This is a genomic window from Desulfobacula sp. (genome assembly GCF_030145145.1).
Classification (GTDB): Bacteria; Desulfobacterota; Desulfobacteria; order Desulfobacterales; family Desulfobacteraceae; genus Desulfobacula.
This window is the reverse complement of sequence record NZ_JAQYWD010000056.1, coordinates 1-26226: the sequence shown is the minus strand read 5'-3', so window position 1 is coordinate 26226 and position 26226 is coordinate 1. Positions and strand designations below refer to the sequence as shown.

At 48.3% G+C, this 26226-nt stretch carries 26 protein-coding genes; 16 read left to right on the top strand and 10 right to left on the bottom strand.

The genetic code is table 11. The features are described from left to right. Window positions 1-266 precede the first annotated feature (266 nt). The gene (locus Q1Q15_RS23410; RefSeq protein WP_300465072.1) at window positions 267-1703 is read left to right on the top strand and encodes a hypothetical protein; all 1437 of its coding nucleotides are present in this window, start codon (window positions 267-269) and stop codon (window positions 1701-1703) included. A gap of 2 nt (window positions 1704-1705) precedes the next feature. On the opposite strand, the gene Q1Q15_RS23405 is transcribed toward Q1Q15_RS23410, so the two are convergent. After that, window positions 1706-2458 carry a FadR/GntR family transcriptional regulator gene (locus Q1Q15_RS23405; protein WP_300465071.1) on the bottom strand — a complete coding sequence of 251 codons (753 nt, stop codon included), beginning with the start codon at window positions 2456-2458 and terminating at the stop codon, window positions 1706-1708. Between the two features lie 489 nt (window positions 2459-2947). On the opposite strand from Q1Q15_RS23405, the gene Q1Q15_RS23400 reads away from it, so the two are divergent. Beyond that, entirely contained in the window at window positions 2948-3148 is a 201-nt protein-coding gene (locus Q1Q15_RS23400) for a 2-oxoacid:acceptor oxidoreductase family protein (protein WP_300465070.1), read from the top strand. Between the two features lie 22 nt (window positions 3149-3170). Further along, on the top strand, window positions 3171-5588 hold the full coding sequence (locus Q1Q15_RS23395; protein ID WP_300465069.1) for an acetate--CoA ligase family protein: 2418 nt from the start codon (window positions 3171-3173) through the stop codon (window positions 5586-5588). Between the two features lie 32 nt (window positions 5589-5620). Here the strand turns inward: Q1Q15_RS23395 and Q1Q15_RS23390 are convergent, their stop codons facing one another. The 7 genes from Q1Q15_RS23390 to Q1Q15_RS23360 all read right to left on the bottom strand — a co-directional run bounded on the left by Q1Q15_RS23390 (window position 5621) and on the right by Q1Q15_RS23360 (window position 12435). After that, on the bottom strand, window positions 5621-6520 hold the full coding sequence (locus Q1Q15_RS23390; protein ID WP_300465068.1) for a S1-like domain-containing RNA-binding protein: 900 nt from the start codon (window positions 6518-6520) through the stop codon (window positions 5621-5623). 110 nt (window positions 6521-6630) lie between these two features. Next, a complete protein-coding gene (locus Q1Q15_RS23385) occupies window positions 6631-7548 on the bottom strand; it encodes a MotA/TolQ/ExbB proton channel family protein (RefSeq protein ID WP_300465067.1) in 918 nt (305 codons plus the stop codon). After that, window positions 7541-8356 (bottom strand): flagellar motor protein MotB, encoded by an 816-nt coding sequence (locus tag Q1Q15_RS23380; protein WP_300465066.1) that lies wholly within the window; start codon window positions 8354-8356, stop codon window positions 7541-7543. Before Q1Q15_RS23380 ends, Q1Q15_RS23385 begins: the two co-directional genes overlap by 8 nt. Before the next feature lie 5 nt (window positions 8357-8361). Further along, entirely contained in the window at window positions 8362-8487 is a 126-nt protein-coding gene (locus Q1Q15_RS23375; protein ID WP_300465065.1) for a hypothetical protein, read from the bottom strand. A gap of 45 nt (window positions 8488-8532) precedes the next feature. Further along, window positions 8533-9033 carry a tRNA (cytidine(34)-2'-O)-methyltransferase gene (locus Q1Q15_RS23370; RefSeq protein ID WP_300465064.1) on the bottom strand — a complete coding sequence of 167 codons (501 nt, stop codon included), beginning with the start codon at window positions 9031-9033 and terminating at the stop codon, window positions 8533-8535. 99 nt (window positions 9034-9132) lie between these two features. After that, the gene (locus Q1Q15_RS23365; RefSeq protein WP_300465063.1) at window positions 9133-10839 is read right to left on the bottom strand and encodes an FAD-dependent oxidoreductase; all 1707 of its coding nucleotides are present in this window, start codon (window positions 10837-10839) and stop codon (window positions 9133-9135) included. A 180-nt stretch (window positions 10840-11019) separates the two neighbouring features. Beyond that, complete coding sequence (locus Q1Q15_RS23360) at window positions 11020-12435, bottom strand: CDP-archaeol synthase (protein ID WP_300465062.1); 1416 nt, start codon at window positions 12433-12435, stop codon at window positions 11020-11022. Between the two features lie 296 nt (window positions 12436-12731). On the opposite strand from Q1Q15_RS23360, the gene Q1Q15_RS23355 reads away from it, so the two are divergent. From Q1Q15_RS23355 to Q1Q15_RS23295, 13 genes are all read left to right on the top strand, one after another. Beyond that, window positions 12732-15215, top strand: coding sequence for a hydrogenase iron-sulfur subunit (locus Q1Q15_RS23355; RefSeq protein WP_300465061.1), 2484 nt, complete (start codon window positions 12732-12734; stop codon window positions 15213-15215). 11 nt (window positions 15216-15226) lie between these two features. Beyond that, window positions 15227-16435, top strand: coding sequence for a (Fe-S)-binding protein (locus Q1Q15_RS23350; RefSeq protein WP_300465060.1), 1209 nt, complete (start codon window positions 15227-15229; stop codon window positions 16433-16435). 121 nt (window positions 16436-16556) lie between these two features. Beyond that, window positions 16557-16820: a restriction endonuclease subunit S gene (locus Q1Q15_RS23345; RefSeq protein ID WP_300465059.1), complete on the top strand. Its 264-nt coding sequence runs from the start codon at window positions 16557-16559 to the stop codon at window positions 16818-16820. Between the two features lie 3 nt (window positions 16821-16823). After that, window positions 16824-17249, top strand: coding sequence for a type I restriction-modification system subunit M N-terminal domain-containing protein (locus Q1Q15_RS23340; RefSeq protein ID WP_300465058.1), 426 nt, complete (start codon window positions 16824-16826; stop codon window positions 17247-17249). Then, window positions 17227-17466 carry an N-6 DNA methylase gene (locus Q1Q15_RS23335; protein ID WP_300465057.1) on the top strand — a complete coding sequence of 80 codons (240 nt, stop codon included), beginning with the start codon at window positions 17227-17229 and terminating at the stop codon, window positions 17464-17466. The genes Q1Q15_RS23340 and Q1Q15_RS23335 overlap by 23 nt, the downstream gene beginning before the upstream one ends. A gap of 53 nt (window positions 17467-17519) precedes the next feature. Further along, window positions 17520-17762, top strand: a complete 243-nt coding sequence (locus Q1Q15_RS23330; protein ID WP_300465073.1) for an N-6 DNA methylase — start codon at window positions 17520-17522, stop codon at window positions 17760-17762. Then, window positions 17759-18247: a hypothetical protein gene (locus tag Q1Q15_RS23325; RefSeq protein WP_300465056.1), complete on the top strand. Its 489-nt coding sequence runs from the start codon at window positions 17759-17761 to the stop codon at window positions 18245-18247. The genes Q1Q15_RS23330 and Q1Q15_RS23325 overlap by 4 nt, the downstream gene beginning before the upstream one ends. Further along, a complete protein-coding gene (locus tag Q1Q15_RS23320) occupies window positions 18234-18545 on the top strand; it encodes a hypothetical protein (RefSeq protein WP_300465055.1) in 312 nt (103 codons plus the stop codon). Before Q1Q15_RS23325 ends, Q1Q15_RS23320 begins: the two co-directional genes overlap by 14 nt. After that, a complete protein-coding gene (locus tag Q1Q15_RS23315) occupies window positions 18542-18976 on the top strand; it encodes a Fic family protein (protein ID WP_300465054.1) in 435 nt (144 codons plus the stop codon). The genes Q1Q15_RS23320 and Q1Q15_RS23315 overlap by 4 nt, the downstream gene beginning before the upstream one ends. After that, complete coding sequence (locus Q1Q15_RS23310; protein WP_300465053.1) at window positions 18973-20127, top strand: TAXI family TRAP transporter solute-binding subunit; 1155 nt, start codon at window positions 18973-18975, stop codon at window positions 20125-20127. The genes Q1Q15_RS23315 and Q1Q15_RS23310 overlap by 4 nt, the downstream gene beginning before the upstream one ends. Window positions 20128-20138: 11 nt before the next feature. Further along, the gene (locus tag Q1Q15_RS23305; RefSeq protein ID WP_300465052.1) at window positions 20139-20630 is read left to right on the top strand and encodes a hypothetical protein; all 492 of its coding nucleotides are present in this window, start codon (window positions 20139-20141) and stop codon (window positions 20628-20630) included. Between the two features lie 6 nt (window positions 20631-20636). Continuing rightward, window positions 20637-22544: a TRAP transporter permease gene (locus tag Q1Q15_RS23300; RefSeq protein ID WP_300465051.1), complete on the top strand. Its 1908-nt coding sequence runs from the start codon at window positions 20637-20639 to the stop codon at window positions 22542-22544. Further along, the gene (locus Q1Q15_RS23295) at window positions 22516-23877 is read left to right on the top strand and encodes an FAD-dependent oxidoreductase (protein ID WP_300465050.1); all 1362 of its coding nucleotides are present in this window, start codon (window positions 22516-22518) and stop codon (window positions 23875-23877) included. The genes Q1Q15_RS23300 and Q1Q15_RS23295 overlap by 29 nt, the downstream gene beginning before the upstream one ends. Window positions 23878-24273: 396 nt before the next feature. On the opposite strand, the gene Q1Q15_RS23290 is transcribed toward Q1Q15_RS23295, so the two are convergent. Both Q1Q15_RS23290 and Q1Q15_RS23285 read right to left on the bottom strand, forming a co-directional pair. After that, entirely contained in the window at window positions 24274-25098 is an 825-nt protein-coding gene (locus tag Q1Q15_RS23290) for a nitroreductase family protein (RefSeq protein WP_300465049.1), read from the bottom strand. Between the two features lie 484 nt (window positions 25099-25582). Next, complete coding sequence (locus Q1Q15_RS23285; RefSeq protein WP_300465048.1) at window positions 25583-25963, bottom strand: hypothetical protein; 381 nt, start codon at window positions 25961-25963, stop codon at window positions 25583-25585. Window positions 25964-26226 lie beyond the last annotated feature (263 nt).

Here is a 26226-nt window from a genome sequence, read left to right as displayed (position 1 = left end):
CATAAGTGACACGACATGCGCCATAAATTGTCTTCTTTCTGTTCCTTTCAACCCTTTTCGTGTTTGGTTTAGAAAATATTTCATTTCTGGAGTAATTTGTATCAACTGCTCTTTCGTAATTTCCATATGACCTGTCATAAAAAAATCCTTTCATTAGTATTTTTCATGATGATCATATATGTTGCGAGTTGCGCTGTCTATAGCTGATTCTGCTTTTAGAACTTTTTTTAAAATGGTCGGTTTATTAATGGCTTTGTGCCTTATGTATGGCCACACCGGAAAGAATCTGGATTTTTTCATCGGAACATACCGGACTTGTCGGAAGAGACGGTCCGCCCACCAATGCAGGGAACGGCTTTGCCATGGCCTACCGGGCGGGGGCCAGATTTTTGCGCATGGAAGCCTCAAGCCATGAAGAGTGGGGTGGCAGTACAGGTATCCACAGTACCATGTTTGGCAGTGGTTCTAATTTTGCAATATGGTATCCCTGCTCCATCGTTGATTCAAAGGGGAAAATAATTCCCTGGATCGGGAAAAACGGTATCCCCATTGAGTCGGTATCGGAAAGAGTGATTCCCAAAGATGGCCAGGGGGTTTTTTCTCTTGTTCTCGGCGGGGCTGAAGGGAAATCCCCTGCCATGCCTCAGTTGATACCGGATCTGGATGAAAGGATTAAAAATGGGGAATATTCTTTGCCGCTGTATGCAGATCTTCCCGCCATGTCCAAGCATGAACGACGGGCTATATTCGGACTCATGGTCGGACAGGAAGGGCATACATGGCCAGTATACAGAAATCTGACACGGGCCGGGTTTGATCCTGATAAAGATCTGCTGCAATCTTATGAGATGGCAGATGCACCTTTTGGATGGCGGCGGTTAAGATATGGCGGTCTTCTCCATGACTGGAACCTTCAGTCAAGCATTGAAGGCCTTTTTGCCGCAGGCCAGCAGCTTTTTGACGGAATTGGCATTGCCCAGGCCTCAAGCACGGGAAGATGGGCAGGAGAATGTGCTGCACTTTATACGGAGACAATCGGTGTGGCTGAACCTGACAGAACCCAGATCGATCATGAAAAGCAGCGGATTTATGCGCCTGTGAGAAGAGATGAAGGCATCAACTGGAAAGAACTTGCAGCAGGTGTGGCAAAGGTGATGCAGGACTATTGCGGTGATAAAAAAACAGATGAATTGATGAAAATTGGCCTGGTATATCTTTCTGAAATAAATGAAGCAGAAGCGCAAACCCTTTGTGCCAAAAATCCCCATGAATTGATGCGTGCCATTGAAGTGCTTGATATCATCAGTTGCAGCGAACTTATTATCCATGCCTGCATGGCAAGGAAATCCGAAAATCCATGGCTTTCATTTAAACGGCTGGATTGCAAAGCAAACAATCCATATGACGGGGAAAAATGGATCTCTGTAAAAAAAACCAAGGATAATCGTATCGAAACCGACGATGTTCCCCTGGATTATGCCGGAGATATTTTTGAAAACTATCATTTCTGGAAAAAGAAACTGGCCGCTGATGCAGCGGGTCAGATGGAAAAGGAAGAATACAGAAGAGCACTACCGAATCGGAATGAAAAATCCACCACCACCAAATACCAGACCGCCGGTTTTATTATTATAAAGAATCTTCTCCTGTGCTGCAGGAGGAGTAACCTAATAGAAGGGATGATTTGGATGTCAGACAAATGACCCTACTTTTGCAGGTTCGTGGTCTGGATGTTTAAAAAATCCTTTTCAAGATCGCAGAACCGCTGTTTCATGATCACCACATGGGCATACATATTTTCATAGGCCCGCTGATGGTCCCTTGATGAGATGGCATCATAAAGAAGACCATGGATATCCTTGTCATGCAAATAGGTTGCAGGCTCATCCAGGACCTGCAAAAACTGCTGCAAAAATTCCATCATGCTCCGCATCAGAAGAGCGAAGAAAGGATTGCCGCTGAGCTCGCAGATCTGAGTATGGAACTCAACATCAAAATTAATTCGGTCCCGAACGGTTTTGGCGGACTGGCCTTTATACAGCAAATCCCCCAGTTGCTGCAACTGGGACGGAGAGGCTTCAAGTGCTGCCATCCGGGCAGCCTCCGGTTCGATGAGAATCCTGACGTCACACAAATGTTTAATGGTCATTGACCGCATAACAATCAAGTCCGCCAGCAGCGTTGTGACACCCTGGGAATGAAGAAGGTTACAGACAAATGTCCCCCCGCTGCTGCCTCGCCTTGCCTCAAGATAGCCCTGTGCTTTCAGCACCCCCAGGGCTTCCCTGACAAGGGCTCGCCCCACACCGAAATCTTTGGCCAGGGTTTCTTCTTTTGGCAGTGCATCCCCCGGACGGTAGTGTTGCAGAAGAATATCTCTCTTCAGGCGGGCAACAATCTCCTGGAACCTCGGTGGTGTTGGCTTTAACTGTTTTCGGGTGTTTGTGGGCTGGTTCATGCGGTCCTTTTTGGGGTTAAGATGGTTGTTTTGTAGAACCTTTTCCATATTAACGATCTGTTTATATCATATATTTAAACAGATAACAATGGAGATTAGTTATAATTCTTTTTGTTATCAGATGGTTCCATTAAATTTTAATAAGTATTACCTTTAACTTATTTAAAATCATTTTTTTAAAAAATTACTGAGTATTTGAACTTTTTAACGCGGTTTATAGTGCCGATTTGAAAAAAACCGGCGAAAACACAATAATAAAAGCAGTTTTTGCTGCAATTTACAATGGATATGTCCAAAAACAAATTATACTATCTTATTTTTTACAGGGGCGAATATTCTTTAACATACTATTATAAAACATTAAAAAATGTGTATCAAAAATTTTTGTTTCCCGTATTGACAACACCGTCCGATCTTTGCTATTAAAAGTATGACTTTTAATTTATACCCTTAAACTGAATTAGTGACACGAATAAAGGAATCTTCAGAATGAACCCATTCAAACAGATGTGTATAGATGATGCCGGCAGAAGTGCCAATGTGGTCATGCTCGGTGCATTGAGCGCCCTGGAACCGTTCAGGACCATCCCGAAAGAAATCTGGCTCCAGGCATTGAAAAACATCAGCCCGAAACCGGCTATCTGGAACAGCAATTATGCGGCATTCAATGCCGGTATCACCCTCATATAACCTTAAGACAGGAAAAACCCCCATGGATTTACCCATTGATTTTAACAGCATCACCCAGCTGCTGACAGCAGCCCATGAAGAGGGCCGGGAATCCTTATACGAATTTGAGGTATATTCCCTTCTTTCAAAATCCGGGGCTGAAACCCCGCCCCAATGCAATTTTATTCCCCGGGGCTCCCGCCCATCGGATGAGGCATTGAATGCCCTGCCCGGTGAAAAAACCGTCCTCAAAATTGTTTCCCCCTTCATCATCCATAAAACAGAGGTGGGCGGTGTACGGATCGTTAAAAAAGAAACCAATCGGATCCGTTCTGCGGTAAGGCGGATGTTCTACGAAGTGCCTGAAAATTATGCCACCTGGATCGAAGCGCATCCTGAGTCTGCACCGGAGCCGTACATCGGCCTTTCCGGAGAAGCGCTGATGGCTGCCATCAGCAGGGATGTAAAGGGAATTCTGCAGGTTCAGTTCATGCCGCCGGATTCCGATACCTTTGGTAACGAGCTCATCGTGGGGCTCCGGTATACCCGGGAATTTGGCACCATCATCAGTGCGGGACTGGGGGGGACGGATACGGAAATTTATGCCAAACGGTTCAGGAAAGGCCAGGCCATTGTAGCGGCATCGGTTGCCATGAACGACGGTCAGACCTTTTTCCAGCTGTTCAAGCAGACCATTTCCTACCGGAAACTCACCGGGCTGACCCGGGGGCAGCATCGCATCGTCACGGATGAACAGCTCATTGAATGCTTTGAATCCTTTATCCGCATGGGTAATTTTTATTCCCAGACCAACCCGGATGCCCCTTTTGTCATTGAAGAGCTTGAAATCAATCCCTTTGCCTTTTGTGATTACCTCATGGTGCCCCTGGACGGCCTGTGCAGATTTCGCACACGGCAAAAAATTGCCACAAGACGGCCTGTGGGAAAAATCGACCAGCTGTTGCACCCGGCATCCATCGGTATTATCGGGGTCTCCTCAACCCGGAAAAACTTTGGACGGATCATCCTGGACAATATCCTGGCAGAAGGGTTCAGCAAAGAGAACACCCTGATTTTCCGGGAAGGGGTAGAAGAGATTGACGGCGTTCGATGCCTGCCGAACCTTGAGGCCTTGAAACAGGAAAAGAAGCAAAAACTGGACCTGTTCATCGTTGCCGTGGGGGCGGCCCAGGTGCCGGATCTGGTGGACGACCTCATCCGTCTGGATGCGGCGGATACTATTATGCTCATTCCCGGCGGCATGGGAGAAACCCATGACAGCAAGGACCGGGCTCAAACCCTCATGGCAAAGATAGACCAGGCCCATGGCACAATAGACGGCGGCCCGGTATTCCTTGGTGCCAACTGCATGGGGGTGATTTCAAAACCAGGCGGCTATGACACCTGGTTCATACCCGAAGAAAAATTGCCAAAGCAGCGGCATTCCACATTTCACCGGGCAGCCCTGATCAGTCAGAGCGGTGCGTTCATGCTTCACAGAAGTCACCAGTATCCTCAAATGAGACCGGCCTATATGATCTCCATGGGCAATCAGACCGATCTGACCCTGGGGGATATGGTTCACTATTTTAAGACATCCGACAAAGTGGATGTCATTGCCGTGTATGCGGAAGGATTCAATGACCTCGACGGTCTTGAGTTCTGCAAAGCCGTCCGGCAGGCTGTACTTTCAGGAAAAGAGGTGGTGTTCTACAAGGCCGGCCGGACAATTGAAGGCAAGGCTGCCACCTCCAGTCATACCGCATCCCTTGCCGGGGACTACATGGTGTGTGAAAGCTGTGTGGGCCAGGCCGGAGCCATCATTGCCCGGACCTTTTCCGAGTTCCAGGAGCTGGTGGTGCTCGCCGAAACCCTGAATCGAAAAACCATCAAGGGCAACCGCCTGGCTGCCGTCAGCGGTGCCGGCTTTGAAGCCGTGGGTATGGCAGACTCCATCCAATCGGATGATTTTCACATGCAGCTGGCCCGCCTTGAAAGCAGCACCCTGGAAAAAGTGGCAACTATTTTAAAAGAAAAAAAACTGGATGCCTTTGTCACCCTGGCCAATCCCCTGGATATCAATCCGGCTGCAGATGATGATGCCCATGCCCAAATCACACGCATCCTGGCCGAAGATAAAGGTGTTGATGCGGTTGTCGTCAGCCTTGATCCGCTGTCACCGGCCATGAAAACACTGGAAAACACCCCCGGATCTCACTTCGACATGCACCATGAACACAGTATTAAAAACCAGATTATTGACATTACCAATACCTGTGACACCCCCATTGTCACCATTGTTGACGGCGGCCGTCTGTATGATCCGTTGAGGGATGCCCTCATAGGAAATAACATCCCGGTTTTCACGGTGTGTGACAAGGCCATTGCCGCACTTTCATTGTATGTCCAGGGCCGGTTGAATGCGGATGCTATCCGCAGCAGTGAAGGATTTGGCGGATGACTGAGGTGGTAAAAGCAAGCCCCTCCCCCTGATCAGGACCGCTTTTTCATTGCCTTTTCCCAGGGTGAGGATTCCGGGGGGGTGTTGATTGCCGTCTCATTCGGGTTGATCAGACAGATACCCGTATCGGTGATACGGATGATCCTGTTTTTGTATAGCCCGCCAATGGCTCGCTTGAACTCTTTTTTGCTCATGGAGAACCACTCCTTGATCATTTCCGGAGAGCTCTTGTCATTCACGGGAATGACCCCTCCCTCGATTTTGAGACGGTCCTGTATGCGGGTGGCGGAGTCGGACACGGATCCGTAACCGGGCATTTTCAGGAGAAGATCGATCTTGCCGTCCTCTTTGATGTGGTGGATATACCCGACGGTTTTCTCCCCCACACAGAGCGGCTCAAAGGTGTCGCTGTGAAAGAGCATGCCGCTGTAGCGGTTATTGATTAATGCCTGGATGCCCAGGTCTGTAATATTGTAGATCATCAGGTCGACCCGCTCTCCCTCGGATAGCGCTTCCAGGTTCTTCTCAATGTGCCCGGACAATTGTGCTGTGGCATAGACCCGGTTGGTGGTGGTGTCAAGACAGACCTTTACAACCACCCTGTCTCCCGGATTCACCGGTCTCGGCATCTCCGATTTGGGCAGCAGGAGGTCTTTTTCAAGCCCCCATTCCAAAAAAGCACCAAACGGTTGAATATCCTTGACCTGGAGGCAGACAAAATCACCCACGACAGCCAGGGGCGTCAGGGTCGTTGCAATGGGACGGTCCTCTGAATCCGTGTACACAAACACCCGAAGGGTATCTCCCGGACGCAGCCCTTTGGGGGCATATTTAGCCGGAAGCAGCACCTCATCCTCCTTGGGATTGAGGTAAAATCCAAACTCCACCTCCCGCTCAACAACCAGTTCGTTATAACTGCCAATCACTAGCATGATATGTCTCTCCAAAAAATGGTATAATTCATTTATTATAAGACAGATCCCGGGTTTGTAAAACCATAAACCAGATTCTTTTTTCATTCCCAGGATGACACTGCCATCTGTCAGACCGGCTGCTTTTCAGGCGCTTCCGACGTTTTAACCGGACCGCCAAGGGGCTGTTCGATCCCGTTCAGCTCTTCCTCTGACCCATGCAGTTCAAACCGTTCTCGAATCTTCTCAAAGGAAATCAGGTCCCCTTTTCTGGCAGAGGGGGTCAGAAAGGCTTTTAATTTTCGCTCCAGTATCCGGGGATGCAGATCCCCTGCAATGGCCACCACCCCTTCAGTGATGATCTTTTGAAGCATGAGTTCCTGAACGGTTCTCTCACGGATATTGGCGGCAAAGGGCAGGAAAAAAAAATTGGATAAAACGATCCCGTAAAGGGTGGATGTGAGGGCAATGGGAACGGTTGACATGATCACGGCAGAATCTCCAACGCCTGAAAGCATACCGATAAGTCCCACAACGCTTCCCACAAGTCCAAAGGCGGGTGCCACATCCGCCATGGTCTGGAGCACCCTGCCGGTTTCATCCCGCCGCATCCTGAAAAAATACATCTCGGCATTAAGGACCTCCCGAATCTGGGCCTGGGAAAAGCCATCCACCATAAACCCGATTGCCTGACGTAAAAAAACGATGGCTGTCTCCCCTTCATCGCGCTGAAGGGACAAAAGACCTTTGATCCTGCGCTTGACAGAGAGATCCACTAGAATTTCAACAATCACATCCGGACTCCTCAGTTCTTTGAGATAGGAAGCAGACAACACCTTGGTGAGAATCACCAGGCGCTCCATTCGGTAACTGATCAAAGTGGCGCCAAAGGTGCCGCCCACGACAATGATAAAACCGGACAAATTCACATACAGCCCGGTGTGACCGTTAAGGATAAATCCCATGCAAAAAAGGACCAGGCAAAATATCAACCCGAAAATATTTTTTTTACCATGTGCCCAAAAAGAGCGGGCGTTACCATCATCCATTGTTCACCGTCCTGCTTTTGGATGGAAGCCCAAGGCTGGAATTGGTCTCAGCAAAGGGTCTCTCCTTCATTAAAATAATTTCGACCCGTCGGTTGAGGGAACGATTGTAGGCTGTGGTATTTGGCATCAGCGGCTGAAGCCAGGCATGGCCGGACACAAAAAACCGTTCTTCAGGCACGCCCGCCTCTTGAATCAGATATCTGGCCACCCGGCATGCCCGTGCCGTTGAGAGCTCCCAGTTTGTGGGATAGCGGTCCGAATGATTCGGCATGCTGTCGGTGTGACCCACCACATTCACGACAAATAAATTTTCCCGGAGAATTTTTCCAATCTGGTTGAGCCGCCATCGGGCTTCGGGCTTGAGATCTGCCCGTCCAAGGTCAAAGAACAGGTCTCCGGCAAGGGAAATCCTGACAGCCCTGTCTTCCACCAGGTCCACATTGGCACCTGTCACAAACTCATTCAAGATGGCCTGTCGCGTCTGGTTGAAAATTTCCGATGGCCGGGAGTTCAGATTCATTTCAACAAGTTTCCCGGAACCCGAATCCGAGACCGTGTTCTGCCCCGGGCCGGGCCCAAACTGAAGCTCCCTGCTGCCGGACTGGTAAACATACAGGATCACGAAAAAAACAAACATGGTCATCATGAGGTCAGACCAGGACACTGACCACCCCCCCCTTCGGGGAACAGGAGGCGACCAGAGAAGATCTCCTGAAAAGGGGTCAAGTCCCGGAGAGAGGTCCCATTCTGAAAAATCGTTTTTCAAAGGCGCCTCGGTCACATGAGCGCCATTGGTTTTCTTGTCCATATATTCTACTCCAAAAGGTTGGGTGGCGACACCTGCTGCCACTCAGCAGTAACATAGTCATCGACATCATCAAACCGGTCCTTTAATGATCCGGGACAACTGACTCCGGATGGCGTTAAAGAACCCGCCATTAAATTTTCATTGCAATAACCGTTCCCCCTTTAAACCATCCCACCCTATTCCGCCGCAGAATGATAAAATCCGCCATCGGTCTTAAGCCCTGTGAAATTGTATTGCCGCATCACCTCATAACTGAGGATTGCCACGGTATTGGCCAGATTTAAGGACCGGGTGTGCGCTGACATGGGAACCCTTACGCAGGTGTCCTGTTTTCCCAGCAGCAGTGCTTCCGGTAATCCGGCTGACTCTTTGCCGAAAATCAGAAAAACATCCGGCGCATAGCAAAACCGGTCGCATCTGTTGTCCGCTTTTTTTGAGATAAAAACTTTCTGCCCCCGGGGATTTTTTTTCAGGAACGCCTCAAAATCCCGGTAACATTTGACATTCAGCTCTTTCCAGTAATCAAGCCCGGCACGCTTTAAATATTTATCCTCTATGGAAAATCCCAACGGCTCTATTAAATGCAGACCAGCGCCCATGGCATTGCAGGTCCTACCAATATTTCCGGTATTCTGAGGAATTTCCGGCTCTAATAATACAATATTCAAGTTAACCATTAATGCCCCTGTTTTTTATCAATGAACACCCGACGTTGAGTTGAAAGGCCCCAAAGAAATACTTTGGGGCCTTTGTCTTCTTTCTTTATCCCGACAGGGTTAGATAAATTCAGGATCAATGATACGAATCATGGCATGGCCGCCCTGAATATTTATGGTATTGGTAAACCCGTTCTGGATGAAAATAGTCTGGCATTCATAGGAACGGGCCCCGGTGCCGCACACCAGGCAAATCGGCTCTTCCCTGGAGACGTCATTCAGCCGTTCCCTCAGTTCAGACTGGGGGATATTCAGCCAGCGATCCGGATATTTTTCAACAAACGGTTCTGCCTCTATGGTATCCCGGACATCCAGCACCCGGATCTCATCATTTTTAAACTTTTCAACAAAATCTATGACATCTATGGGCTTGTTCAGGTTTTCCAGGATATTATCCAGTGCATTGCCGGCATTATTGATAATATCCATGGCAGAGGCAAACGGGGGGGCATACCCGGTTTCGAGCACACACACATCATCCACATCCAGGCCGACCTGGAACAGCGGGGCAATGGCATCAACCCGGGCTTTGATGGCATCGCCCTGGCCCCCCACGGCCTCAATGCCTAAAATTTTCCTGGTTTTCCGGTCTGCAATCAGCTTGATGAACATGAGTTGGGCGGACGGATAAAAATGGGCACGATCCGGCTGGGAAACAATGGCATGAACCGGATCAAATCCATTGGCTGTGGCCTGGGCAGAGGTCAACCCGGCTGTGGCAACCCCCATGTCAAAGACTTTGATGCAGAACGTGCCCACCGTTCCTTTGAACTGGCTGGCCCGGCCATGAATATTATTGGCAATGATCCTGCCCTGCCGGTTGGCAAGGGACCCCAGGGGCATGGTCATGTTTTCACCGCTCACAAGGTTTCTGAGTTCTACACAATCGCCCCCGGCATAAATATGGGGATCGGTTGTTTTCATGCATCGGTCCACCAGCAGGGCACCGGAACGGCCCACTGCCAACCCTGAATCCGCCGCAAATTGTGTGTTGGGCCGGACGCCCGCAGACATCACAACCATGTCACAGTCCATGGTGCCACTGCTGGTTTCCACAGAGGTGACCCGTGACGCTTCGTCACTGTTAATCCGTTCCACCCGTTCAGACAGAATGATCTTTACCCCATTCTTTTCAAGCTGATTTTCCACCACTTTTGACATATTCTTTCCCAGGGCTGCGGGCAGCACCTGATCTGCCATTTCAATGATGGTGGTTTCCACACCCCAGAGATCGGTGAGGGCTTCCGCCATTTCAATGCCAATGGCACCGGCACCGATGACCACGGCTTTTCCCACCTGACCATCGGCAATTTTCTCCTTGATTTCCTGGGCATTATGAAGGTTTGACACGGTGAAGACCATGGGGAGGTTGGCCCCGGGAATCGGCGGTCTGAAGGGGGTTGCCCCTGTGGCGATTACCAGTTTGTCATATTCCAGGGTTTCTGTTTTCCCATCTGCCAGATAGCGAACATCCAATTTTTTTTCCTGCCGGTTGATGCCCGTGGCCTCAACACTGGGAATGATTTTAACGCCTTTACAGGCCCTGAAAAATTCAGGGTCCCTCACCACATGGGATGAGGTGGAATAAAGCCCTTCAATGTCTGCAATATCCCCTCCCACATAATAGGGAATGCCGCACCCCCCGTAAGAAATCAAATTGTCCCGGTCCACCACCGTAATCTCGGCTTCAGGATCAAGCCGTCTCAGTCTGCAGGCCACCTTGGGTCCCAGGGCCACCGCTCCGACGATAACAACACGTTTAGCCATTTTATCCCCTTTTGTCACACCATTTAAACCGATATTTTTCAAAAAAATCTGTGACATTTTCTTATGCGTATTTCATTGTTTTAGTAAAATAAAGATTCCACAGTGGAATCCCTTTGTATAAAATTATAAAATTCCATTTATGTTCAAAGGCTTACTGGTTTAACAAAAATTCAAAAAAAGTCAATATGATCGTTGAGCAAACGATGGGATTTTTTTCAAGGTCATGAGGACAACCTCTCCCCGGCAGCCGAACCTGACCGGGACCCCGGAGGTGCCGACCCCTGAACTGGTATATCCCTGCATTCCGTTATAAGACCATTTGCCATGCACCATTTTTCTGGGCACATTGCAATGGGTAATCACCGGCCCGAAATACGGAACCTGTACCTGTCCGGCATGGGTATGGCCGCAAAGATACAACTGGGGGGCGTATGCCGCGGCTTCCCTATAAATTCCGGGCGTATGGGCGACAAACAGGGTAAACCCATTGTCCGGTATCGGGGCAAATGTTTCCGCCAAATCCTGGCCCTCAAAATAATACGGATCATCCACGCCGGCAATCCAGATCTGATCCCCGTCTTTTTCAATGCGTTCCGTATCATTTACCAGGAAGGTCACATTTTTTTCTTTTAACGGACTGACCATTTCAAGACAGTCATGGTTCCCCAAAACAGCATAGGTTCCCTGCCTTGTCTGTATATGGTCCAGCAGGTATTTCAAATGAGACAATGCCGTTGAAAAAGAGCCCCAGGATTCGGTTCGATAATCCCCTCCCAGAAGGCACAGATCAGGCTTAAGCCCATCCACAATCTCCAGGGTTTTCTGGGTAAGGCCCTCCAGACAGTCAAGGTGAAGATCTGAAATAAATAAAATGGTGTAATTATCAAACCCCGCGGGCAACGTATCAAACTCAAATGTAAGGGTGCGCAATTGTAAATCCAGTGCATTTCGTTTGCCGCGTTCATACAGGCCGGTGGCCCTGAAAACCGTTTTCATGAACCAGTGATAATAAAGGGTGCGCTCAAAATTGATAACGGGATGGTACGGATATTCAATGGTCTCACATGCCCGCCATTCCCTGAACCGTATTTTGGTTCTCAGTTTCCTGGAATAATCGGCACACGGCTCTGTCCGCAGGACCCGGTTTAAAAATCGAGACCCAAGATAGGCAGTAACAACAAAAATAAATATGGTGAAAATCGAAGTGGAAACCGCCAATGTACAGGCCGGTGCCAGGACAGCAAAAGGGAATGCCCCTTCAAACAGCTGGTCTATAACAGGGACATCAGCACCATCAAACTTATCAAACCGTCTTTTCATAAAACTGGTCAAACTATCACCAAACATGCTCAGGATACCGGCCGATACCGTCACCGCCACGGGCATTCCCAGGGCAAATCCGGTCAACAGTCCGGCCATAATCCCCCCCAACACCCCGCGAAGGGTTTTATGACTGCCGAGTAACGGCTTTCCATCGACGAAACGCATCCCCTGGTCCAGGGGCGTATCCCATTTTTCCTCAAAAGCGTATGCCAGCAGAACCGGCATAAGATTGATGGACCATAAAAGGGTTAAAATTTTAATGACGATGAGCATCTTCTCATTCCTCTCTTGACCCGGTCAATCATTGTCCCACTGCCCTTATTTTCTGACGTTTTACGGTATACCATACTTCACCGGTTTAAGGACCGCAAATTTTATAAGCTGAACGAAATTACTTGCCCTTTGACGCATCTGCAGTCCTAAGCGGAAAAAAAAATATCGGTTTTTGTTGACAAACAACTGAATGAAATTCATTTCTTTTTAATCCGGGAATATGATAGTATTCTTCTTCAGTTCAACTCAGTGATCATTTTTTTCAAAACCCGTATCCATGAATACTGGAGTTCTATATGAAAAATAACATCCCGAATATCCTGGTGATCGGTGGCGGCGTTGCAGGAATGGCTGCAGCGCAAACCTTTGCTCATAAGGCAGTTATCGTTCACCTGGTGGAAAAACAACCCACCCTGGGCGGCCATGCGGCCATGTGGGCCTGTATGGCCACCGACACCTGCCAAAACTGCGGTGCCTGTCTGAGCTGTGAGATGGCAGATCAGGTCCTGAAACAAAAAAATGTGGTATTGCACCTCAATACCCGGGTTAACACCATTCAACAAAACCATCAGGGATATGAGGTGGGTCTGGAGAATCAGCAGACCTTTGGTGTAAAAAAGATCATCATGGCCACAGGATTTTCCCCCTTTGATCCTGTTCAAATTCCTTCCCTTCACGCAGATACCCATGAAAATGTGATTACCACGGCCCAGCTGAACACCCGGCTGAAACAAGAGACCCTTTCAGGATTGTTTAACGGAAAACCAAATCCAAAGATTGCCTTTCTCCAGTGCGTGGGGTCAAGGAACCGTGAACAGGGCAGAGATTATTGTTCCCAGGTATGCTGTAAAATTTCCATGCGCCATGCCAACAAACTGGGATATCTTTACCCGGAGGCCGATATTACCCTCTTCCACATGGATCTTCAAATCATTGGAAAAGAGGCCAGGCCAATGTTCACCGCCCTCTCTAAAAATATCACCCTGGTTCAGGGTGTCCCTGCCGAAATTCTTGAAAATCCGGATACCAGGATGCTGACCATCGTGGCCGAAGACCAAGAGACCCAGTCCCGGGTTACCAGGGCCTTTGACCTGATTGTTCTCTCGGTTGGGATGCTGCCGTCCCGGGAACTTGAGACCACCTGCGGCCTGCTGGATATCCACCCCAATTCCTGGGGCTTTTTCAATACAGACCCGGCCATGGTCCCGTCACAGGATATTCTCGTCGCCGGCTGCGCCAAGGGACCAAAAGATATTCTTTCCGCTCAACAGGATGGCAGGATTGCTGCCGCCAGGGTCATTGACGACCTTGGGGTGACCCCGGACAAACAACCGGCCATTGCCGTGTTGGGCAACGGCGCCCAGGCAGACCAAACCGCCCGGATGATCTGTTCAAAAGGGTATCCTACCTATCTTTTCGGACCGGGAACCGGTCTGTCAAAGGAAACCCCTGTCATTGTTTTAAAGGACAGCAACATCATTTCCATCAGCGGCACTGGGGGAAATTTTTCCCTCTTTTATCGCACAGGAAAAGAAAAAAAGATCCTTGCCTGTGCTGCCATCATTGCCGCAGTTGAACCGGCCGCCACATTAAAAAAAATAGCGACCCTTGCCAACGAATCCCTAAGCCTTGAAGCCATGGCCCAAATCATTGACAAAACACCAACGGATTGCCCGGATCATATGGCCATCCTCCTGGATTATGCCGGCCCTGAATACAAATCATCGGCCCGACTCGCCCTGGAATTGGCCATTCGAGCAAAGGCCCTGGGTAAAAACAGTGCCATCATCATGAACAAAATGCTTGTCCATGGTGCATCCGGCCAGCGCCTTTACGATACCGCACGACAGCAGGGCGTAGATTTTTTCAGATTTGAGCACCCGGATGATATTGATATCCAGGATTCCGGCAACGGCTTTTTAATTACCCTCAAAGAAGCCACCCTGCCCTCCATTGCACTGCATCTCCATTGTGACGGCCTTGTACTGCCCCCTGTCATCCGGCCGGCCAGTGAATTTAAAGCCGTTGCTGCCCTTTTGCGGCAGCCCCTGGACACGGAAGGCTTTCTGCAATCTGCCAACACCCGTCACCGGTTGACCCGATCCCCTCGAAACGGCATCTTTTTTGCCGGTTCCGGTCATGACGAAACAGACCCGGAGGATTTGAGCAATGAAATCGCTGAGATATTATCGACATTTTCCGCTTCATCCCTTGATGTGCCCGGGGCAGACCCCGGGGTTGAAATCAATGAAAAAAAATGTGCCCAGTGCCTGACCTGTCTCCGGATCTGCCCCCACGCAGCCATTGTCATGAATGAAAAAAAACGGCCCCAGATTGTACCGGAGTCGTGTTTTTCATGTCACCTTTGCGTATCCAACTGCCCGGCCTATGCCATTGAATCAAAAGAACTGACCAATGACCAGATGGCCCGGAAGGTAAAAAAAGACACCATCGTCATCCTGGCCTGTGAACGGTCGGCTGCCCTTGCCGCCAACGATCTTGTCCTGGCGGACCCCATTAATTTGATTCCCATTCCCTGCGCGTGCAGGGTCAGCAGCGACGTGATCCTCAAAGCCCTTTTAAACGGGGCCGAACGAGTGATTGTCAGCGGCTGCCACGACGGAAACTGCCGGTCTGTTGACGGCAGCCACGTTGCCGAAGCCAGCGTTAAAAAGGTATTAAGTGTTCCAGGCCTGCCCGCCGCCAAAGTAGTTTGGGAACCGGTGGCAGCCAATGAAACCAGAAAATTTGAACGGATTATTTCCAAGGCACAAGAATAAAGGAACCCACTATGGATCATGCAAATATCGATAAAGACGCTGTCCTGTATAACCTGTTGACCCCGTTACCCCGGGGGTATAATATTTCCGAATGCCTCACCTGCGGGGCCTGTAGTTCCAGGTGCACCTGGTTTGACGGAGAAGGTGGCCCATTGCCCCGTCAGATTATCCGCATGGCCGCCATGGGATTGGATGAACACCTGGTAAACAGCCATATGCTCTGGGACTGCCTGATCTGCAACCGGTGTACCCAGGCGTGCCCCATGGGAATCACCATGGACAAGGTGGTCACCAAGGCCAGAAGCCTTGCCATTGCCGATGAAAAAATCCCTCATGACATTAAAAAAGGGATTCAAAATCGTCTTGAACTGGGAGATGTCAACGCCCTGACCCGAGAAGAATTTGTGGAAACCGTTGAATGGGTCAGTGAAGAATTTGCCGATGAAATGGCAGACCCCCGGGCCGAGATTCCCCATGATATAAAAGGGGCAAAACTGCTTTACCTTCCCAATCCAAGGGAACTTGGCGCCAGTCTCCTCCATTTGACGGCCATGGCAAAACTGTTTTATGCCACAAAAGAGTCCTGGACCCTGTCTGCCCGCCATACAGATGTAACCAACTGGGGATATTTTGTGGGCAAGGACGACGTTATCCGACAAATGGCCCTGATGGTGGTTGAACCGGCCGAAGAACTTGGTATCGAGACCCTTGTACTGTCGGAATGCGGTCATGGATATCATGTATTAAAATATCTTCTGGAAACGATCATCGGACGAAAACCTGGATTTGAAGTGATCAGCATACCTGAATTCATCCTTCGATATGCAAAAAAAGGGGTGCTCAAATTTGATCCCGGCACACATCCTTATAAGATTGCCTATCACGATCCCTGCAATATTTCCCGGAAATCCGGGGGATATGATGCCCCAAGGGAATTGTTAGCCCTTGTCTGCCAGGGGGTTGTGGAACTGACCCCCAACAGGGAAGATGCCATCTGCTGCGGGGGGGGCGGGGGTCTCCTGCAGAACAGCACCAGTAACGGCAAGCGAATGATTACCGGCAAACCCAAAGCAGACCAGATGCGGGCCACCGGCCTGACCCATCTGGCCACGGCATGCCTGTCCTGCAAACGACAGCTGGGGGAACTTTCCGATCATTTTAAACTGGGAATAGCCGTCGAAACCGTTGCCGCCCTGGCCTCAGAATCACTGATCTTATAAGGGTATATCCATTGTCCCGACAGGCACACCATGGTGTGCCTGTCGGGCGATGTACATAAAAGCGCTGTCTTATACTCAGGTCTATCCACCGTCTTTTTTGGTGACGAAGAAAGATTTGGTTTTGCCAGAGTATCTGAACTGGTACATCAGCCAGCGGGATGCGCTGATTTTTTTGACCAGCCGGGCCAAGGGAACGGTTCAGAAAATGATCAGCAAGCAGGCGATTGAAAATCTGGAGGTGGCGCTGCCAAGTCTGGAAAAACAGAAAAACATCGTAGCGCTGGCCACGCTTATCGCGAGGGAACAAACCCTGCTTCAACAGCTTTCCGATAAGCGGGAACAATACATTTCAACCGTACTAATGCAGTTTGCAAAAGGAGAATAAAACATGAGCAGTAAGATTGATCAGAAAGACATCAACAACGCTGCATGGGCGGCGTGTGACACCTTCCGGGGCGTTGTTGATCCGGCGCATTACAAAGACTACATCCTTGTGATGCTGTTTGTGAAATATATCTCCGATGTATGGCAGGACCACTATGAAGAGTACCAGAAACAGTATGGCGATGATGATGTCCGTATCCGCCGAAAGCTCGAGCGTGAACGTTTTGTTCTCCCGGTGGTGAAACTCACCGAAAAGAATAACAAAACCGGCATCGACAAGGTTCTGGATGAATTCCCGGCCACCTATTACAGTCTGTATGAGCGCCGGTCCGCCGCCAACATCGGTGAGCTGATCAACATCGTGCTCGATCACATTGAAGAGAGCAACAAGAGCAAACTCGAAGGGGGTGTTCCGCAATATCGACGTTAACAGCGAGGCCAACCTCGGGCGGACCAAGGATCGGAATAAACGCCTGAAAACATTGTTGGAAGACTTCAACAAGCCCCAGCTAAGCATGAAGCCCAGCCTCGTTTCCGAGGATGTGATCGGCAATACCTACAGCTACCTGATTGAGCGCTTTGCCTCCGACTCCGGAAAGAAGGCCGGAGAGTTCTTTACCCCGCTGCATGTTCCTGCACAGCTTTGACAGCGCCCGGGTGGAATGGTGCGACACCCTGAACAGCCCGCTCAGAAGCGCATATCGCCAAGATCATGGAGACCTATACCACCCGGGCCGAAGAGGAAAAATACGCCCATGCGGCTGAGTTTGTCGAGATCAAGGAAAACGACTTTAATCTCAATATTCCCCGTTATGTGGATACCTTTGAGGAGGAAAAAGAGATCGACATCGATGCGGTGCAGAAGGAGATTGACGTATTGGAAAAAGAGCTGGCAGCAGTGCGGGTGAAGATGGCTGAGAAGCTTATGGAGATTCAGCGATGAGAGAGGGTTGGAAAAAAGACACGCTTGGTCACCACATCGAATTGTTGTCTGGGTACGCTTTTAAAAGTACCGAATACTCCGAGGGTAAAACAGCAATTCGTCTATTGCGGGGCGATAACGTGGTCCAAGGCTCCATCCGGTGGGAAGGTTTCAAACGCTGGGATGGCCCGGTGGACAATAAGATTCGACGATATTCGCTTGCTGTGGATGATTTTGTGATCGCTATGGATCGTACTTGGGTAAAAGCTGACTTAAAAGCGTCAATCATAACAGATGAAGATACTCCGTCTCTGCTTGTTCAACGTGTTGCACGTTTGAGAGCTGAGAAGAGTTTGCATATTGAGTTCCTGCCCATGCTTATAAGAAGTCATAGGTTTGAACAGTATGTGAAAGGAGTCCAAACAGAAACCGCAGTTCCACACATAAGTCCGAATCAGATAAAGGATTTTCCCGTTATCTTACCCCCGCTCTATGAACAAATATAAAAAAGTTGATCAGTTTAAACAAAAACTGGATTCCTTCCATCCTCTGCCCTCTGAAATTGCAATCAATCTTCATGAGGATTTGGTGCTTCGCTGGACCTATCATTCAAACGCTATCGAAGGCAATACGCTTACACTGAAAGAAACCAAGGTCGCTCTGGAAGGGATCACCATTGGCGGGAAAACCATGCGGGAGCACTTTGAAGCGATCAACCACAGGGAAGCCATTTTTTTTGTTGAGGATCTTGTCAATAAAATGAGCCTCTGTCTGAATGGCAGATTAAATCGATTCACCAATTGATCCTGAAAAATATTGATGACAAAAATGCGGGTGTTTATAGAAAGACAAATGTCATCATCTCGGGTGCCGATCATGTTCCGCCAGATGCCCTGCATGTAGAAAGCCACATGCAACGGTTTATCAACTGGTATCTAACCGAAGGGGCATCTCTCCATCCGGTGGAGCGGGCGGCCCGGGTTCATGCTGAATTTGTGAAAATCCATCCTTTTGTGGACGGCAATGGCAGAACATCACGGTTGCTGATGAATTTGGAATTGATGAAATGCGGGTTCCCAGCTGTTGTTCTGCCTGTGGAAAAGCGGTTGGAATATTACGAGGCCCTGGATACAGCCCATACGAAAAATGATTATGAGCCGTTCTTGACGCTTATTGCGAATATTGCGGAATCGGGATTCAAACCTTATTGGCATGCCTTGGGGGTCACCCCATGAAACCCTTTCAGATCAATGGAAAGCATCTTTCTCAAATCCCGGCTTTGCAGCTTTTGATTGGCCTGGGGTTTGACTTTTTGACACCTGCAGAAGCACTCATCGAAAGGCAGAATCGAACATCCAATGTTTTATTGGAATCGATTCTTCGCAACCAGCTCAAAGAAATAAACCGCATTCGTTATAAAGGCGGTGAGTATCTGTTCAGCGAGGAGAATGTCCAGTCGGCTATCCAGAAGCTGAAAAATATAAAATACGACGGACTGCTGAAGACAAATGAGGCCATTTACGATCTGATCACACTCGGGACGGCCTTGGCGGAAACCATCAACCGCCATGTCGACGGCATCAAGGCCAATGCTGAATCCAGCGCGGCCTCAATTGAAAACATTCGAAACCTGTCTAACGGGGATGTGGATTGGGCAATATCTCAAAATGAAGTCGCTTTGCTGGCTTATCACGGCGAGGGAAAATACAAGGAGCGACCAGTCACCTCGCTGCAGTCTGTTTTTGGCACCTTGCTTTCTTATGTCCAGATATTTACCGCGGCTGACAGCTCGATCAGCAACGTTGCTGATTTCAAAGGAAAAAGGATCGGTGTGGGGGCTCCTGGAAGCGGTGGTGAACGGGTCGCCCAAAAGATTCTCGGCTACTACGGGTTGGATTATAAAAAAATAAAACCGGAGTTCATGTCTAACCCTGAAATGGTGACAGCACTGAAAGACGGCACCCTGGATGCCTTTGTGATTACCCATCCGCTGAAATCTGCAGCGCTCTTGGATTTGACGACAACCTTCAAGGCGAAGATGATCTCCATCGGAGACGAAGATTTCTACAAAAAATTCCCCTATTATTCAAAGACGGAAGTTCCAGCAGGAACATATAAAAATATCGATCAGGCCGGGTTCACGCCAACAAGCCGAATCATCATGTACACTAGTACCAAATCCAAACTGACCGAAGACCAGGTGTATAGAATCACAAAGGGAATATGGGAGAATGCCGAAGAGTGGGTAAACACACATCCGGCGGTAAAAAAATACACCCTGCTGGAAGATGCAGTTAAAGGAATCAACATTCCGCTGCATCCCGGTGCAGCAAAGTACTACATGGAAAAGGGTCTGGGCATCCCTTCTAATCTATTAAACAGGTGAAAAAATTAAGTATGCGAAAATCCATTATCTGCGGCTTTATTTTATATTGTTTTCTTATCCCCTCCGTATGGGGGATTTCTTCGGGAGACCCAGCCGCAGGATGGATTTTCATTCATAACGGGAATTCCAATCAATGCCATACCATCGACATCCGGGGGTGCGAAACGATTACCATCCGTTTCTTTCACTCTTATGACAGGCAATGGGTGGAAGAGACTTTTCTTCCTCGTCAAAACGGATTCCTGCCTCATGAAGTAGTTTATATTGACGACACCTATGATTTCAGGGACCAGAGATATGAAGGAAAAATTACTGTCGGAAATCGAAGCATAAGGATTTCCAACATACGAAATCCGAAAAAAAACCTGCAGGAATCAATCAGAGCGAGAATTGCGTATACGAAACCTCAACAACTGATCGTAAAAAACGTCGTTGGGTCCTTGTCCATTCCATTTACGGATTGGGGCAATCCGGGCGATCCGATCCACATGACAATAAAGTAGGTGCATATGAAAAAAACAATCAAAAGAAATCTTATGGGATTTCCAAAATGGATGGTTTGGGTTGCGGGCCTGTCTCTTTCAGGATTTCATCTGTATACGGCTTGGTCGGGGGTTCTCTCTCCACTTCACCAACGCTCCATACACGTCATGATTCTTCTGTTTATCTGCTTTCTTTTTTATCGTTTTTCTCCGGGAGCCGGAACGGACCGACTGGGGGTAATCGACTGGATGCTTGCCTTAATTGTTGTCTGCCTCGGTATTTACATGGTTTTTCAATTTAATCCCGAAGCCGTTTTGGATAGAGGGATCATGGGAACCACAAAAAGAGAGACCTTAATAGGCGTCGCTCTGGTCCTGATGATTCTCGAAAGTACTCGGCGTTCAGTGGGCATGCCCATCGTGGTGGTGGCAGTCATTTTTATTGCATACGGGATCTTCGGCCCGTACATGCCCGAATTCATCTCTCACAAGGGCTACAGCATCAGTCGGCTGGTGAGTTCTCTTGTCTGGACTACAGAGGGTATTTTCGGTATTCCTGTGGCCGTTTCGGCGACTTTTGTGATCATTTTTATCTTGTTCGGCGGTTTTTTGGACAAGCTTGGAGCCGGAGAGTTTTTCATCAATCTTGCTATAGCTTTAACAGGCCGCATTCGTGGAGGGCCGGCATTGACTTCAGTGGTGGCCAGCGGCATGATGGGAAGTATTTCCGGATCTTCGGTATCCAATGTGGTAACTACCGGAACGTTCACGATTCCCCTTATGAAAAAAATCGGATATTCTCCCTTGTTTGCGGCCGCTGTCGAGGCAGTCGCCTCAACGGGGGGACAAATCATGCCGCCTGTGATGGGAGCCGGCGCCTTTGTCATGGCGGAAATGCTGGGTGTCTCTTATGTCAATATCGCCATAGCAGCAACTATACCAGCCCTTCTGTATTTTCTCTCTGTGGGCTGCATGGTTTACTTCGAGGCGATGAAAAGCGACATCAAGATTCTTGAAAAAGATGAAATTCCCCATGCAGGAAATATTCTCAAAAAAGGAGCGCATCTGCTTATTCCCCTTGCTGTTTTGATTTACCTGCTCGTGATCCAACAACTGTCGCCAATGCTTTCTGGATTCTACAGCATCATCGCTCTTGTAATTACGGCCTCGGTTTCCATCGTATACAGGGAGAAAAGGTTTCCATGGCGGGAAATTCTGGCGGCCATGGAAGTTGGGGCGAAGACAGCTGTCCCGGTATCAATGGCGTGCGCTACAGCGGGTATAGTCATCGGTATTGTCTCCTTAACCGGGTTAGGTGTCCGGTTTACTCAGATGGTGGTCCATCTTTCAGGCGGTATCCTATGGCTAGGGGGACTTCTGACCATGATCGCCTGTATCGTATTGGGAATGGGGCTTCCTACCACGGCTGCCTATATCATTACGGCGATACTGGGTGTGCCAGCCCTGACGGATATGGGTGTATCTCCCTTGGCTGCTCACATGTTCATCTTCTATTTCGCTATCATCTCTTTTATAACGCCACCTGTTGCCATATCCGCTTATGCTGCCAGTGGTGTAGCTAACACAAACGCAATGAAAACAGGGTTCATGTCTTTTAAGCTGGGTTTGGCAGGTTTTATCGTTCCATTTGTCTTTCTTTACGGAGAAGGAATCCTGCTTCAGGGGAACATAACAGAAATTATCCTGCAATCTATCACGGCCATAATAGGTATTACCGCTCTGGCTGCCAGCTTGGTTGGCTGGTTTTTTGTCAGGCTCCTCTATCCATACAGGATCATTTTCTTTCTTTCCGCCATTGCATTGATTGTACCAGACCCAGTATTTTCCGTTGCAGGCGTCATGCCGCTTTTAATTGCTTTTGTTGTCTCACAAAGGAAAAAAAAACATGCCTCAACCCTTTATCACAAAGGATAAAAGATTGGAAACGTTTGTCGAACCTTCACGTGTACTCGATGTAGTGGCAGATGCGGATGTGGTGGTAGTGGGAGGCGGACCCTCCGGTATCACAGCAGCCATCGCTGCCGCAAGGGAGGGAGTAAGAACACTGCTGATCGAACGGTACGGATTTCTCGGTGGTGCTGGCACCATGGCGGGCGTCACCAATTTCTGCGGACTTTACAGAATGGAAAAAGGAGTTCCCATCCGAACAGTGCAGGGGATCTCCATGGATTTTACCGACACTTTGGTAAAATCCGGCCGGGCAGTGGAAGCACAAGCCTCCATGGGTGGTAAAACGGCCGTATTCCCTTATAATTCGTTTGCCTTCAAACGCACTGCAGACCATCTGTTGACCCAATACGGCGTTGCACTAAAACTTCACCGCGTTGTCGCGGGGACGATTGCCGATAACGGAATTATACGGGCGGTCATAACCGAATCCAAGTCTGGACGTGAGGCTGTTTCCGGTAGAATTTTCATTGATGCCTCTGGCGATGCGGACCTAGCCGCCTTTGCCGGAGCCCCGTATCATAAGGGCGATAAAACTGGATTCATGCAATTGCCCACCACCATGTTTCTGATAGGTGGCGTAGATGGCGAAAAAGCGGAAACCGATGGTATACCGGAAATAAAGAGTCGGCTGATGGAAGCGGAAACCAAAAGTGGCAATCCTTTTCCAAGACTTTCTGTAATTGTCCGACCCCAACCGGACCACGGAATTTGGCGAGCGAATATGACCCGGATTAGCCGAGAAGGTTTGCCCATAGACGGTGTCGATGCAGATGATCTGACCTACGGAGAGATCGAAGGCAGACGGCAGGTGGAGTTGTATGCCGAGTTCTTAAGGAAAAGAATTCCCGGTTTTGAAAATAGTTTCATCATCGAGTCGGCCCCTGAAATAGGCATTCGTGAGACGCGGAGAATCGAAGGTGAATACGTAATCAGAGAAGATGACGTAATGGGCGGCACCGATTTTTCAGATTCTATAGGTTGCAACGCTTGGCCGATAGAACGCCATACCTTTGACCGGGAGACGCAATGGTCATGGATTCCCGGGCGTGGGTATCACCAGATTCCTTACCGGAGCATGCTCCCCAAAAAAGTGGACAATCTACTAGTGGCCGGTCGCTGTATTTCCACTGATTCCGTTGCGCAGTCATCATTAAGAGTTTCCGGCCCTTGTTTTGCCATGGGACATGCAGCAGGTCTGGCCGCCGCCATTTGTGTAAAAAATAAAGAAGCGCCTCGGCAGATTGATGTGGCCTATCTTCAGACCCTGTTGAAATCACAGGGTGCCATCATTGGATAGAAATATTACCTGATCTTTTTAGCGGAATTATCGCCTTCCGCTTGCTATGCGATTATGAAAATTTGGCTGAGCCTGAAGCAGCTATCTGAACCGCTCACGCCTGGCGTGTGAGTTGCCGGGTGGTAGGTTTGTGACAGGGATGACAGAGCATTTTATCATCGCTACTGTGGATGTTGCTCTGCCAGAACTTCAAAAATTTCATCAAGATTTGATATTAATGATATCTTGAGCGTCTTCTTGCGGTTAGCCATTGGATCATTATACTTTACCAAAGAAACTTATCTCAAATTTGAAATTAGCTTAACTAAACGTCTAAGTAACTGGGTAGGATCAATAATTATTTACGCTTTAAGGCGGACATGGACGTCCGTCGCAATTTAATAAAAATCATTACCGTTAGCCTATGAAATAAGTAATATCCGGCTCATTTCTTTTAGGTGCTCTAGCATATTTTATTTTTGGTATTCCAACCATGAGCGCGCCATGACAGGAATGATTTTCAGGCAGCCTCAGTTTTTCTGAAAGACCCGGCCACTGGGCGGCAGCATAATTGACATACCCTGCCCAGCAACTTCCCAGGCCCAATGACGGTAAGGCCAGTTCAAGGTAGGCAAGGGCAGTATGACAGTCGGCAGAGGCGCTTCCGAACTCATTGGATGCATAGGCAAAGACAAGCTGAGGAGCATCCCTGCATATCCTGTCAACACCTAAATTCCATTGTTCGATGAGTCTGTCAAAATTCATCGTTGAAGCGATCTCAGGATGCTTTTCCTGAACGAACTTCATCCAGTCTATGACATGGGAGGCAATGTCGTTAACATCCTCTTTTTTGTCAAACACCAGCCACTTCACCGGTTGTTTGTTACTGCCAGTCGGTGCGCAGCATGCAATTGAAAGCGCCTTTTCAAACAGATCCTTTGGCACAGGTTGCCTTTTATACACCCTGATGGACCGCCTGGATCTTAAAAAGTGTTCAGCCTGTTCAGGTTTTAAAATTAAATCCTTTTGAATGGGCAGGCAGACTTCCGGTGAAATAGTTTCAAGGTGAAAAGCTCCTTTGGGACATATAGCCACGCAATGTCCGCACTGGATGCAGAATTCTTCTGCCTCCTTCATGAGGACCGGGCCTTCTTCTTTCATTTCAATGATTTTTGCAGGGCAGTCAAGTGCACAAAGCCCATCCTTGTCACATCTTTCATAATCTATTTTAAACAGGGTCATTTTTTTATTATCCTTTTGTTCAAAGGTTCTAAATATATAGAACAGTATTATCCGGAGCAACTATCTCTTTATATCTGCTGAATTGCATATCAGCATTGCTTAAGCAAGTAAAAAAATCCAGGGGAATTTGCATCTTGATAAATTGATATCAAAAGTTGAACTTAGTAGCATAAATTATAACCATTTTATAGCAAATCTCGCTAATGTATGTTTTGGGAATCCTGAAGATTTGATGGCACGGATTGACAGAGAAAGTCTTGGGTAGCTTTTCTATCATAGAAAACCCGGATTTCACTTGTTAGTTCTTACCCGGACCTTAAGGCAGGTCACCCCGCACTACTTCTTCCAGCCCTGCCTGTTTTGAAATCTGAGCCGGTGCGGAAAAATATTATAAAAGCGCAATGCAAGATTCAATAAATGTTTTTTTAAAGCGAAGAATAAAGCCCTCCGATATTTCAGCGGCTTTGTCCAAGAGCCGACTCTATCAGTGATTATCGATGTGTTCCTGTAACTCCTCATGCCATTTTATGGTATCATATACCTGTGGGTCACTAACCTCACTCATCAAAAGGTCAACTAAGTATCGTGGTGTTTTTCCTCCAATATGCATTGATTTAATGCAGGAAACGCAATATACACAAACATCTTCGCAAGGCATAGAATCAGCTCGTTTTTTCATCAGCTTGTGAACTTTTTCCAGAGGAAGTTTTGGGTAAAAATCATCACCGCAGCAGACAGAGCGTGTACGGTTGAATTTCGTTTCGATAACTTCAATATTCATTTTTTTAAGGCAATTACGTACAGCCTGATGAACGGCCGGGTTTTCCCGAACTGGACAGGCATCGTGTGCAGCCAGCACATACATTTATGATCAAAGAGCCCTTTTCAAATTGTGGTTCATGTCGGCAGCATATTTTGTGCATAGCTGTTTTTTTATAGTATTGGTTTAAAAAACTTAGAATCTTGTTCTCCATTTTGGGTTTATAAATGCTTAAAGCGCATCCGGGATTAAAGTGTATGTGGGTGTAAATCAAAGGTGTTGTAGTAATTGTTAATATTTGTAGACATCCTCATTTTCTTATGGTAGGGGATAATGGAACCCTAACATAAGGAGTCCGTTATGGAAAA

Bases quoted from the DNA above. Each gene is read 5' to 3' on its own strand.
- Q1Q15_RS23410 (WP_300465072.1), top strand. From the start codon at position 267: ATGGCCACACCGGAAAGAATCTGGATTTTTTCATCGGAACATACCGGA.
- Q1Q15_RS23405 (WP_300465071.1), bottom strand. From the start codon at position 2,458: ATGAACCAGCCCACAAACACCCGAAAACAGTTAAAGCCAACACCACCG.
- Q1Q15_RS23400 (WP_300465070.1), top strand. From the start codon at position 2,948: ATGAACCCATTCAAACAGATGTGTATAGATGATGCCGGCAGAAGTGCC.
- Q1Q15_RS23395 (WP_300465069.1), top strand. From the start codon at position 3,171: ATGGATTTACCCATTGATTTTAACAGCATCACCCAGCTGCTGACAGCA.
- Q1Q15_RS23390 (WP_300465068.1), bottom strand. From the start codon at position 6,520: ATGCTAGTGATTGGCAGTTATAACGAACTGGTTGTTGAGCGGGAGGTG.
- Q1Q15_RS23385 (WP_300465067.1), bottom strand. From the start codon at position 7,548: ATGGATGATGGTAACGCCCGCTCTTTTTGGGCACATGGTAAAAAAAAT.
- Q1Q15_RS23380 (WP_300465066.1), bottom strand. From the start codon at position 8,356: ATGGACAAGAAAACCAATGGCGCTCATGTGACCGAGGCGCCTTTGAAA.
- Q1Q15_RS23375 (WP_300465065.1), bottom strand. From the start codon at position 8,487: ATGGCGGGTTCTTTAACGCCATCCGGAGTCAGTTGTCCCGGATCATTA.
- Q1Q15_RS23370 (WP_300465064.1), bottom strand. From the start codon at position 9,033: ATGGTTAACTTGAATATTGTATTATTAGAGCCGGAAATTCCTCAGAAT.
- Q1Q15_RS23365 (WP_300465063.1), bottom strand. From the start codon at position 10,839: ATGGCTAAACGTGTTGTTATCGTCGGAGCGGTGGCCCTGGGACCCAAG.
- Q1Q15_RS23360 (WP_300465062.1), bottom strand. From the start codon at position 12,435: ATGCTCATCGTCATTAAAATTTTAACCCTTTTATGGTCCATCAATCTT.
- Q1Q15_RS23355 (WP_300465061.1), top strand. From the start codon at position 12,732: ATGAAAAATAACATCCCGAATATCCTGGTGATCGGTGGCGGCGTTGCA.
- Q1Q15_RS23350 (WP_300465060.1), top strand. From the start codon at position 15,227: ATGGATCATGCAAATATCGATAAAGACGCTGTCCTGTATAACCTGTTG.
- Q1Q15_RS23340 (WP_300465058.1), top strand. From the start codon at position 16,824: ATGAGCAGTAAGATTGATCAGAAAGACATCAACAACGCTGCATGGGCG.
- Q1Q15_RS23325 (WP_300465056.1), top strand. From the start codon at position 17,759: ATGAGAGAGGGTTGGAAAAAAGACACGCTTGGTCACCACATCGAATTG.
- Q1Q15_RS23320 (WP_300465055.1), top strand. From the start codon at position 18,234: ATGAACAAATATAAAAAAGTTGATCAGTTTAAACAAAAACTGGATTCC.
- Q1Q15_RS23310 (WP_300465053.1), top strand. From the start codon at position 18,973: ATGAAACCCTTTCAGATCAATGGAAAGCATCTTTCTCAAATCCCGGCT.
- Q1Q15_RS23305 (WP_300465052.1), top strand. From the start codon at position 20,139: ATGCGAAAATCCATTATCTGCGGCTTTATTTTATATTGTTTTCTTATC.
- Q1Q15_RS23300 (WP_300465051.1), top strand. From the start codon at position 20,637: ATGAAAAAAACAATCAAAAGAAATCTTATGGGATTTCCAAAATGGATG.
- Q1Q15_RS23295 (WP_300465050.1), top strand. From the start codon at position 22,516: ATGCCTCAACCCTTTATCACAAAGGATAAAAGATTGGAAACGTTTGTC.
- Q1Q15_RS23290 (WP_300465049.1), bottom strand. From the start codon at position 25,098: ATGACCCTGTTTAAAATAGATTATGAAAGATGTGACAAGGATGGGCTT.
- Q1Q15_RS23285 (WP_300465048.1), bottom strand. From the start codon at position 25,963: ATGTATGTGCTGGCTGCACACGATGCCTGTCCAGTTCGGGAAAACCCG.